Annotated in this window: 8 protein-coding genes; 1 reads left to right on the top strand and 7 read right to left on the bottom strand. The window is 44.8% G+C overall.

What is annotated here, in order from left to right:
* Positions 1–433: 433 nt before the first annotated feature.
* From V7D75_RS12145 to leuS, 5 genes are all read right to left on the bottom strand, one after another.
* A complete protein-coding gene (locus V7D75_RS12145) occupies positions 434–2,428 on the bottom strand; it encodes a MacB family efflux pump subunit (RefSeq protein ID WP_333614770.1) in 1,995 nt (664 codons plus the stop codon).
* A 100-nt stretch (positions 2,429–2,528) separates the two neighbouring features.
* Entirely contained in the window at positions 2,529–3,926 is a 1,398-nt protein-coding gene (locus V7D75_RS12140) for an efflux RND transporter periplasmic adaptor subunit (protein ID WP_333614769.1), read from the bottom strand.
* Positions 3,927–4,170: 244 nt separating this feature from the next.
* Positions 4,171–5,259: a DNA polymerase III subunit delta gene (holA, locus tag V7D75_RS12135; protein ID WP_333614768.1), complete on the bottom strand. Its 1,089-nt coding sequence runs from the start codon at positions 5,257–5,259 to the stop codon at positions 4,171–4,173.
* 154 nt (positions 5,260–5,413) lie between these two features.
* Complete coding sequence (locus V7D75_RS12130) at positions 5,414–6,133, bottom strand: LPS-assembly lipoprotein LptE (protein WP_333614767.1); 720 nt, start codon at positions 6,131–6,133, stop codon at positions 5,414–5,416.
* 97 nt (positions 6,134–6,230) lie between these two features.
* Positions 6,231–9,008 (bottom strand): leucine--tRNA ligase, encoded by a 2,778-nt coding sequence (gene leuS, locus V7D75_RS12125; RefSeq protein WP_333614771.1) that lies wholly within the window; start codon positions 9,006–9,008, stop codon positions 6,231–6,233.
* Positions 9,009–9,175: 167 nt separating this feature from the next.
* Here leuS and V7D75_RS12120 point away from each other — a divergent pair, with 167 nt between their 5' ends.
* On the top strand, positions 9,176–9,550 hold the full coding sequence (locus V7D75_RS12120; RefSeq protein WP_333614766.1) for an arsenate reductase: 375 nt from the start codon (positions 9,176–9,178) through the stop codon (positions 9,548–9,550).
* Positions 9,551–9,633: 83 nt separating this feature from the next.
* On the opposite strand, the gene argB is transcribed toward V7D75_RS12120, so the two are convergent.
* Positions 9,634–10,542 carry an acetylglutamate kinase gene (gene argB / locus V7D75_RS12115; RefSeq protein ID WP_333614765.1) on the bottom strand — a complete coding sequence of 303 codons (909 nt, stop codon included), beginning with the start codon at positions 10,540–10,542 and terminating at the stop codon, positions 9,634–9,636.
* Between the two features lie 101 nt (positions 10,543–10,643).
* Positions 10,644–12,009: phosphomannomutase (locus V7D75_RS12110; protein WP_333614764.1), on the bottom strand; the 1,366-nt coding region annotated here is incomplete at its 5' end.

Below are 12,009 nucleotides of genomic sequence, written 5' to 3'. Positions count from 1 at the left end.
AATTGATTAAAAGTCAACTGCTCTACCAACTGAGCTATCGGCCCTGAAGAGTGTAAAAAAAAAGCACTGCTTTTTTAGCTCTACAAGATAAATCTCCTTAAAGGGAAATTTATTAAAACCAGACATCTAAAAAATGTCTTAAGCTTAATTTCTTTCATATCAAAGAATCAATATCAAAAGAGGCAATAAGCTTGTTTACCCGTTTAGATTATTTGTATCTCTAAACGTGAGAGCACATTATATATATAATTATGACAATTACAACCCCGAATGTTAAAAAAAGTGCAAATCCGTGTAAATTAATCCTATTTTTTTAAATTTAAGCGTTAACTGTCTTTTAGACACCTTAGAATTTTATAAAAATTACGTTTCGAGCGCTATTTTTGCCCTTAATTTTTAATATTGATCTTTAATAATTGGTCATAAAATTATTCTAATCTCTAGACAGTGCTTCTACTGGATCTAATTTAGCGGCGTTACGAGCGGGCAAGAAGCCGAAAACAACGCCAATTAGCGTCGAGCAAATAAAGGCGGCAATAATAGACGTTGGCGAGTAGATGACTTGGAAGCTGTCACCGCCAACACGATTTATGATTTCACCGATGGCAAATGCCAATCCAATCCCCAATAGTCCGCCTAAAATACAGACCAAAACGGCTTCAATTAAAAACTGCTGCATGATATCGCTTTGACGGGCACCAACGGCCATCCGTACGCCAATCTCATTGGTGCGCTCGGTCACTGATACCAGCATGATATTCATGACGCCAATACCGCCGACGATTAGCGAGATAATAGCGATAGAGGATATCAGCAAGGTCATTGTTGCGGTGGTCGCTTCAATGGTTTGGCGAATCGAATCGGAGTTACGGATGCGAAAATCATCGGTGCCATGCCGACCTATCATAAGCTCAGAGATGGCAGCTTCAGCGGCAGCGGAGGAGATATTGTTATCAATCAGCGCGACAAAGCTTTCAATATAAGCGCTGCCTATCAGCCGCGACATCATGGTGGTGTAGGGCATATAGAGCGTAGGCGAATCAACGCTACGACGAAAGCCGCCATCGTTTGGCTCTAAGACGCCAATAACGCGCCCAGGAACGCTGCCTATGAGTAAAACTTCGCCAATCGGATTGGCATTGTCGGGGAAAAAGGTTTTATTGGCATTATCATCGATAATAATATCTTGGGTACGACGCAGGATACTTTGTTCATCGAAACCTTGACCTAGAGCTAGCTTTTCACCGCTGACATCGAGATAGTCTTTACCAACGCCGCTGATACTGGCGGCTTCTTGGATATTACGATAGCGGACGTTCATATTGCTATTGAGCTGCGGGCTGACACTGACCACATAAGGTTGGTCAGCGACCGCTTGGGCGTCTTGCGGCGTTAGATTGTCATCGTTGTACTGCCGTCTAGGGTCGCCGTAGGGGTAGCCATCGGTGACGGTGATAGTATTAGTACCTAAAGAGCTGATATTGGACAATATCTGCTCTTGTGAGCCCTTACCAAGACCGACGACTGATACCACGGAAGCAATACCAATAATAATTCCTAGCATCGTTAATAAGGTGCGCATTTTATGGGCGCGCATGGCTAGCAAAGACATTTTAAAAGCTTCAAATAAGCGGTCGATAAAGCTGCTAAAGGCGCTTTTACGATGCTTATCTATGACAGCGGCTGGCTGTGGTTCTGCGTGTTGATAATCGTCATTTTTATAATCAGCGATGATATAGCCGTCTTTGATTTCAATGACACGCTCAGCTTGAGCGGCAAGGCTAGGGTCGTGGGTGACCATGATGATGGTATGACCTTGCGCATTTAAATCTTTGAGGATTTGGACGACATCTTCGCCCGATTTACTATCAAGCGCACCCGTTGGCTCATCGGCTAAGATGATATCGCCGCCATTCATCAGCGCCCTTGCGATAGAGACACGCTGCTGCTGACCGCCTGATAGTTGGCTTGGACGATTATTAACCTTGTCGCCGAGTCCTAAATCTGACAATAGCTTTTCGGCACGTTCGCTGCGTGCTTGCCCATCCATTCCCCCATAGACTGCCGGTACAGAAACGTTGTCGCGGGCGTTGATATCACCCAATAGATGATAGCGCTGAAAAATAAAACCAAAGTGCTCACGGCGTAGTTTTGCCAGCTCATCGGCATCTAAGCGGCTGACCGATTGACCAAATATTTTGTAGTCGCCCGCCGTCGCTTGATCTAAGCAGCCCAAGATATTCATCAAGGTGGATTTGCCTGAGCCCGATTGGCCAATGATAGCGACCATCTCACCTTGATTGATGGTCAAATTGATATCATGTAAGACGCGAATGGTCTGCTCGCCAGCTGGAAATTCTCTAATCAAGCCTTTGACTTCCATCAAAGGCTGATCAGTTGCATTAAGAGTCGGGTCTTGATTACTCATTTGCTATCCTGCTTATTTCAAATCTTAAGTCGTTATCAAAGCCAAAGTTGATGTACTGCTGGCGCCGATTTATTTAAATATTTTTAGCAAACTTTAAATACTAGAAGGGTCGACCGCCTCTGCTACCTTTACCGCCTTTGTCTTTATCAGCACCTTCTTCGCTTAATATGACTTCATCACCTTCTTTTAGACCGCTTAATATTTCCGCGTTAACCCGGTTATTGATACCGACTTTGACCGTTTGCTCAACGACTTCGCCATCGGCTTTAAGGACACGTACCATCGCCGTAGTTGCACCAGAGTCATTATCTGGGCGAGAGTTATTATCACCACTTGCGGCAGTATTAGCAGTAGCTGCCCCTTTTTTAACATTGCCAGAATTGCGAGATTTACCGGCAGGCTGTAGGGCAGCAGAGGGTATAAGTAGCGCATTTTTTGCTTGATTGATGACGATATAGACTTGTGCAGTCATATCAATACGAAAGCGGCGCTCGGTATTAGGGACTTCAATATAGCCGACGTAGTAGATAGCGGCATCGGTCGAGCTGGTGTCGCTGATTTTCTCAGGAGCTGGTTCAATCGCTTTGAGGGTTGCGTCGTATTTTTGGTCGGGATTGCCGATGATATTAAAATAAACGGGTAAGCCTGCTTTGACATTAATGACGTCGGCTTCAGAGATTTGCGCATTGATACGCACGGTCGATAAATCCGCTAAAGTCACGATGGTTGGCGCGGTTTGATTGGCATTGACCGTCGTCCCTTGCTCGGTAGTCACCGATACCACTGTTCCTGACATCGGCGCACGGATGGTGGTATAGCTTAAATCTTCCTGCGCAGTGCTGACGTTGGTTTGAGATTTACGTAATGCCGCTTGTTGGCTATTGATATTGGCCTCGGTAGTCGCAATTGCCGCTTTTGCAGTATCGATAGCAGCGCGGGCATTGGCAACAGCAGCTTGGGCAGTAGCAACTTTGGTTGCTTGTGTATCGTAATCTTGCTGCGATATGGCATCGATAGCCAGTAAGCCTTGCAAGCGTGAGAAATCTGCTTGTGCTTGCTTTAATTCAGCTTGACGGCTGGCAAGATCCGCTTGCGCGCTTTTTAGACTTGCTTGACGGCTTAGCGACTCGGCACGGGCGCTTTGTAGCGCCGCTTCACTTTGCTCAAGGCTCGCTTGCTCATTACTTAGATTATTCTTTTGTGTCACCTGATCAATCTGCGCAATTAAATCGCCTTTTTTGACTTCATCGCCGACGTCAACGAACAGCCGCGTTACTTCACCAGATACCTGCGCCCCCACATCGACGGTATTTAACGCCTTTACTTTACCCGATGCCATGACGTTATTTTCGATATCGCCAATCTCAGCGGTCGCCGTTAGATAGTTGGGTGTGGTGTCTTTTGGTTTAAAGGTTTTGTAGGCTAAAGCCCCTAAAGCTACGATGACAAGGGCAATGACGCCCCATTTTATAGCAGACTTTTTGCTCATTTTGCGCATGACAACAATCCAATCACAGTTAAATCAAGTGTAGCTATAGTAGAGGCTTGGCGCCTAAAAGGGAATGGCAATTAGTTTGCGAAACGTTAAGAGGAAGAGTTATAACGGTAATAATTATTAAATTTTAAACAAAAAAATAACCCTACATAGAGGGTTAAATAAGAAAAACTGATGAGTTGTTTAATAATAAATGCTTTAGATGATGACGCGGGACGGGAAGACGTTTTTTAGCTAGCTTGATAGTTTAATGTGCTTTAAACAGACGTTGCCCTGATAGCTCAAGCGCTGCTTGCAATAATAACTCCCACGCTGGTTGGCGCACCAAACCCTTAATCGCTTGGTCACACTTATAAAGCAACGCTGGCCAAGTGGCCGTTTGAGCTTTTGAGTGGCGGCGGCATGCTTGCTGATATAAGCCTTGCTTACTACGCCAAATGCCAAGCGCTTGCGGGTCTTGTCCATCCATTAGTTGCATAATCTGGCGCATGTCTTTACTAATCGCCCATAAAACCAAGGTGGTTGGCTCGTCAGTCGCTTTAAGTTGAAAGATAATTTTGGCAACTTGGGCGCTATTGCCAGCAAGCATGGCATCGGATAAATCGAACACGCTAAACTGCGCGTCGCTGACCAATGCCGCTTGTAAGTCATTAATATCTAATGCCACATTTGTCATAGACGCATTAGAGGGTTTTGCAGTATTAGTATTATAGTTGGTGCTGCTATCAACCTCTGCCATCAATTGCGGCGCAAATAAATACGATAGCCGCCATAAGGTTTGATAGGCACTGAGCAGATGATGCTCGGTATGTGACATCAATAACTGCCACGCTTCTTGCGATAAGGTTAAGCCAAACTGCTGGGCTTGTATCTGCAATAACTCCTGACGCTGCTGCTCATTATATAAATTGCAATCGATAACATGACCATATTGCGCAAACGGTGCAAACCATTTACTGGTCTGTGCGCGTTTGTCTTGCTTTGGTGTGAGCCATAACAGGCTATGACTATGCGCCCCTGTCTGTGCATCGACAGCAAAACGTTCAAGCTCAGTAATAACGGCTTTATCAGGTTTATGGTTGCCTGTTACGATAAGCGCGCTTGCATCATCGAATAAAGACTGACTACCAAGCTCTGACAACACTTCTTGCCAGCTCTTTACCGACACCAGCTCGATACGCTTAATAGCATAGTTCTGTGCGCGCCAATGTGGACGCAGCGCATCGATAAGCCATTGACTGAGTAAAGGCTCATCACCGTGCGCCAGCCACAAGCCCGCTACTGCAACGGATGGTTGTAGTAGTTTTGGATAAGCTTGTATAAAGGTATCTTGCATAGAGAGAATGACACAAGGTTATGAATAGATGAGTAAAGCTGTCTTTATTAAAAAAACGCTTTAAACAGAAAAGTATTTAGATCAAAGCGTTTAAATATAGGCAGTTTTAATAAGGATATTTTTAAAAATTAATTTTAAAAATAAAAAACTAACATTAAGATTTTGGTACTATCACGGCAGTAGATACTGAGCCTTTACTATTTTGCATAGCTGATTTGGTGCTATTAGGCGTAACTTTAGGCAGCGCAATTGCCACATATTGGTCAGTAATTCGGCGCGCTAAACTATCGTAAAGCCAATCACGAATTTGATCGCCTTGCTGATCATCGGTACTTACCGATGCTTCGTTATACTGGTAGCTACGCTCAACCTGGATAGGGTTGGTCAGTGTCACAGGTTTGCCATTCTCGATGCTTTGATAGCTAACATCAGCTGACATTACCAAGCGAATCTCTGTTAAGACGCCAACTAACTCGTAACGCTTAAAGCGGACATTGTTCACGGTAATTGCCGCGATAGGTTCAGCGCCCGCTTTTTGGTTATTGTTAGCCACATCTGCCAGGGTCATATTATCAATAACCTCGACCCCTAACGCTTTTAAGCGACTGACGAGGGGCAGTTTTAATGGAAATGAGGTACGATCGTCTTCGATAATTACCGCAGTTTTGTTGACGTCAAACAACATCGGCGCATCATAGCCGCGTAGCTGAAAGCCGCAACCACTAAGACTAGCGCCTGCACCCAAAACTGCAAATATTGGCAAGGCGGTCAGTAGCGCTGTTGCCAGCTTTTGCGCGCTTGATTTATAAGTCATGGTGCTTTGTCCGTTTGATTTTGCTTGCTGTACCTGCAAAGCTCGGTGCTGATACGACATAATCGCTATCCTTATTTTGATAAGAAGACCCAAGAAAGAGAGTTTGAAAACGCCATGATTGAAGTCACAGCGTTTAAAAATCTAACCCTTAAAAGGTCTAACCTGCCACCACGATATTAACCAGTTTATTCGGTACGACGATTTCTTTTTTGATCTCACCAGTAAGGAATTTTGCCACGCCTTCAAGCGCTTTTGCTTGCGCTTTTAGCTGCTCAGGATCGCTATTAGGGGCGACATCCATTTTGCCTCGCATTTTACCGTTCACCTGCACCACCATGGTAATCATATCTTGCACTAGTGCGCTTGTATCGACTTCTGGATAGCTTAGGGTGACGGTATCCATACCTAATTGCTCAAGCAAATGCTCACCAATGTGCGGCGCGTATACCGATAGGATAATTAATAAATCAATCAAGGCTTCATGCTGTACTTGCAGGTCTTGCTCGCCGTTTGCTTTAAAGTTAGCAAGTTCATTGGCAAGCTCCATTAAGCTAGAAACTGGCGTATTAAGTGCCAAGCGTTTACCCAAATCACTGTCAATTTTGCCAATGGTTTCATGGGTTTTACGGCGTAGGGCTTTGGTTTCTTTGCTTAAGTTATCCGTATTAAGTGCTTCATTATTTAGCGTATCAAGGCTTAAATTGGCATCAGCAAGCGCTTGCATATGCTCAGTCGCAATGCGCCAAACTTTTTTGACAAAGTTATAAGGACCTTTTAGCGCGTCGTCTGACCATTCAAGGGTTTGGTCGGCAGGCGCCGTAAATAGCGTATATAAACGTACGGTATCCGCGCCATATTTATCAATGGTAAGTTGTGGGTCAACGCCGTTGTTTTTTGACTTCGACATTTTCTCAATTTTACCAATCGTCACTGGCTGACCGTCAGATTTCAAAGTCGCTTTAATCGGCTGACCGCGTTCGTTATAGTCGATATCGATGTCTTCGGTAAAGTAATAAGTGGTACTGCCATCGGCGTTGACGCGGTAGAAAGTACCAGCAAGTACCATACCTTGGGTCATCAAATTGGCAAATGGCTCATCGCCTGATACCAAGTTTTCATCGCGCATGAGCTTATGGAAGAATCGCGCATAAAGCAAGTGCATAACCGCATGCTCGACACCGCCGATATATTGGTCAACTGGCAACCATTTATTGGCAGCAGATTTGTTGACCATGTTGGTTGTATCGTGCGGACTGGCAAAGCGCGCGTAGTACCAGCTTGATTCGACAAAGGTATCAAAGGTATCGGTTTCGCGCTCAGCAGGATTGCCACATTTAGGACAAGTGGTATTGACAAATTCTGGGATGTTTTTTAACGGATTACCGCGACCATCAGGGACGACGTCCGTTGGTAGCACAACTGGCAAATCTTGCTCTTCAACCGGCACCGTACCGCAATGCTCACAGTTGACCATTGGGATAGGGCAGCCCCAATAGCGCTGGCGAGAAACACCCCAATCGCGTAGGCGGTATTGGATTTTTTTCTTGGCAAGCTGTTGTGGCTCAAGCTTCGCTAGCATGGCTTCAAACGCTTGCTCGAAGTCCATGCCGTCAAATTCGCCTGAATTGACTAAGGTATTGCGCTCGGTATAAGCGCGGTTGCTTTGCGTATTATTGGCTTTGGCATCGGCTTCTACTTGATCTAAAAAGCCAGCAGGAATGTCAATCACTTGTTTAATAGGCAAATTGTATTTAGTCGCAAACTCGTAATCGCGCTCGTCATGGGCAGGAACCGCCATCACCGCACCTGAGCCATAGCTCATCAGTACATAGTTGGCAACCCATACGGGCACTTCTTCGCCAGTGAGCGGATGAGTGACGGTCAGCCCGGTATCCATACCGATTTTTTCTGCTTTGGCCAAATCAGCTTCAGCAACTGAGCCTTTTTTACACAGCGCATTAAATTGGGCAATCGCCTCATCTTGTTCAGCAGCATATTGTGCCAATGGATGCTCAGCGGCAACGGCGACATAGGTCACACCCATCAAGGTATCAGGGCGGGTCGTGAACACATCTAGGGTATTGGTTTCTCCTGCAAGCTCATAAGGAAAATGAACTTCCATACCAGCACTACGACCAATCCAATTGCGCTGCATGGTCAGTACTTCAGATGGCCAGTGGCCTTCTAGTTGGTCTAAATCATCAAGCAGCTCATCAGCATAGTCGGTGATGTTAAAGTAATACATCGGGATATCGCGCTTTTCGACTGGTGCGCCACTACGCCAGCCTTTACCATCGATGACTTGCTCATTGGCTAAGACGGTATTGTCGACCGGATCCCAGTTAACGGTGGCAAGCTTTTTATAAACCAAGCCTTTTTTGTATAATTGCAAAAACAACCACTGCTCCCACTGATAATATTCAGGGCTACAAGTGGCAAATTCGCGTGACCAATCAATCGATAAACCAAGCAGTTTAAGCTGTGCGCGCATGCTGTCAATATTGGCAAATGTCCATTTGGCAGGCGGCGTTTGATTGGCAATCGCCGCGTTTTCTGCTGGCAGACCAAAACCATCCCAACCCATTGGCTGCATGACTTCATAGCCTTTTAGGCGGTAGTAACGGCTCAGTACATCAGAGATGGTATAGTTACGCACGTGACCCATATGCAGCTTACCGCTTGGGTAAGGGAACATCGACAGCATATAGCGACTTGGCTTGTCGCTTGGCTCGTTACTGACTTCAAAACGCTTGTCAGTTGCCCATTTGGCTTGCTGCGCCGCTTCAATCAGTTGCGGATGATACTGGGTGTTATCGATAGAAGTATTATTGGTATGGGTAGTATTAGCAGTTTCTGCTGTCACGGCGTTGCTCATAGTTGGCTCGGAATAGGTTGTTACAGATAAATTGGGTAAAATTTTATAATGCCATAGCATAGCGTAATTTGGCAAAAATTGCGACGATATGATGGGGTGTTTGCTTACCGTAAAGGCGATAAATCTGCAAAGTGAATACGCTTATGACTGTTTTCGTCGTCATAAACCAAATGCTGATGTCAGTTAGGTATAATAAACAAAATAATGATCATTGATTTGGAGTTTCTATGACCCTCACTATTTACGGTATCAAATCTTGTAGCACCATGAAAAAAGCCTTTAACAAACTTGATGAGCTGGGCGTTAACTACAACTTTCACGATTATAAAAAACAAGGGATTGATAAAGACAGCGTACAGCGTTGGGTAAACGAGCTTGGCATTGATAAAGTATTGAATAAACGCGGCACGACTTGGCGTAAGCTGACCGACGAGCAAAAACAAGCGGCCGATAGCGATGTGGGTAACGCCATTGATTTGCTTGTAGAAAATACCAGTATGATTAAGCGTCCAATAGTTGAGGGTCTGCTGGCAGATAAAAATAATGGTCAGCCGATACTATTATGTGGTTTTAATGAAGCTGAGTTTGATAAAATTTTTTAGTAAAGAAAGCTTTTTACCAAGTGCAAAAGCCCGAACTTAAATGTTAAGTTTGGGCTTTTTTATATGGAAAATTACTAAGCTCGCTAGCTCATTGATGAATCTAAGTCACGGCTAATCAAGGTGCCGACGCCTTCGTTGGTAAAAATCTCGAGTAGCGTGGCATGCGGGACGCGGCCATCGACGATAACTGCGCTTTTTACGCCGCTACGTACCGCATCAAGCGCGCACTGGATTTTAGGAATCATACCGCCTGAAATCGTACCATCTTCGATTAAACTATCGACTTTTTTTGGTGTCAAGCCAGTGACCACTTCGCCGTCACGTCCCAAGACGCCTTTGATATTGGTTAATAGCATAAGCTTTTCTGCTTGCAAAAATTCTGCGACTTTACCGGCGACCAAATCGGCGTTGATGTTATAAGTGTTGCCCTCAGAATCAACCCCAAGCGGCGCGATGACAGGGATAAAATCAGAGGCAATCAGCATATTAATCACGTCTTTATTGACGCTGACCACATCACCGACGAAGCCTAAATCAACGGGAACCGCCACGCCATCTGCGCCAATTTTTTCCATTATTAGTTTTTTGGCTTGGATTAAATTGGCGTCTTTACCCGTTAGACCAATCGCCCGGCCACCGTGCTTATTGATGAGGCTCACAATAGATTTATTGACGCTACCGCCGAGTACCATCTCAACGACATCCATGGTATTTTTGTCGGTCACGCGCATGCCGTCGATACGATCTGATTGACGACCGAGCTCTTTTAACAAATTATCCACTTGTGGACCACCGCCGTGTACGACCACAGGATGCATACCGACGGTTTTTAATAACACGATATCACGGGCAAACGAGCTTTCAAGCGCAGGATCGGTCATGGCATTGCCGCCGTATTTGACGATGAGCTTATCAACAAAGCGTTGAATATAAGGCAGCGCCGTGGTTAATACTTCTGCGGTAATTTTGGCTTCATCCAAATTAAGCGTCATGACAAGCTCCTAAAAGACAAGGTTAAGCGGTTGATTGAGGGTTTTTATTTCTCTTTAGCATTCTTTGCTAAAATAAATGATTAACATCAGTGAGATAACAGCTATTCAGCAGCAATAGCCAAAATTTGCGCAGCTAACTGCGCGTCAAAGGGGCGGCATAAAGCAGCGAATCTAGTTTGCACATCGATAAGATCGTTGATGCTGTCACCAGCAAAGCGCACGGTCAGGTTTTGACTGGTATTTGATTGGCGCAACACGCCAAATCCGTGCGCAAAATCTAAACGTACTCCGTCGATGCAGCTGAGTTTTGTACCCGCTGGCAATAACGTTTGCGCCTGCTCTAAAGTCATAGATTGGCTTTTAGTAGAGCAAGTACAAAGTGAGGGTTCACCAGCAACGATAGTTTGCGGGTCGAGATAGTGGCTAAACGCAGCTGATGTTGCATGAACCAATTGCTGTAAATACTGACAAAATCTTGCCAGTTGCTGTACGATTGAGCAGTCGCTCATCATGGACGCTGGTAGCGGTAAATAATGGTCAGCGGTACTGACGATAACGGGTAAACCTTTAATAATATCGGCTAGATTGGTTGTACGAGTTGACTGAGTGCGTTGAGGTTTTGCCAACCAATGCAGCAATCGTAACGCCGCATACATGGCATCATCATAGAGTATAAAGCGGCCATCATTAAAAATAAAATGTCCAGATAATTCGCCAGCAAAGATTATTTGCCCATTAGGTTGCTGCATTTGCTGGCGCATGAGGCTGCTACCTGTTTTACTAATCACAGGCGTGGCGCCAATTTCAGTAATGAGCTTTGGCAAATGATGACAGCATTTAATATCAAAGAGCACTTGCGCACTTGGTAGCGAAGATACTAACGACTGAGGGCGCTCAATAACGGCTATTTTTGCCAATAGATAAAGCAGGTGATCAGGTGTAACGACCTTACCGCGATTATCAACCACCATTAATCGATCGCCATCACCATCAAAGGCAATACCGATATCTGCCTGATGGATAAGGACATTTTGCTGCAATTGTTTAAGACGCTGCGGCTCAGACGGATCTGGATTGCCAGTAGGGAAATCGCCGTTTGGGGCGTCATTTAACATGATGACGCTTTGGCAAAAATGGTCAAATAAAGGCTTAGCGATGTGACTAGTGGCGCCGTGCATACAATCAATCACCACCACCAAATTAAGTTTGAAGGAGGGTAGTTGACTATCTTCTACAGTTTGATTAAGAGGCTGATAGATTTGCTTAAAAACTTGTTTGATAGCATCGGTATAAGCGTTGGCGATTTGATTAACAGGTAAATGCTGCTGTTTATAATGCACAGGTTTGGCATTGGTTTTTAGAAATGAATTTTGCGAATTATAACTAACTAGCTGTTGATATAACGTTTGAATATCGGCGCTACTAGGAGAGATATGACTGATTAACCACTTAACCCCTAAAATATTT

This window comes from Psychrobacter sp. (assembly GCF_036731945.1).
Classification (GTDB): Bacteria; Pseudomonadota; Gammaproteobacteria; order Pseudomonadales; family Moraxellaceae; genus Psychrobacter.
Note: the sequence above shows the minus strand (reverse complement) of the source record. Positions and strands in the feature narration are given on the sequence as shown.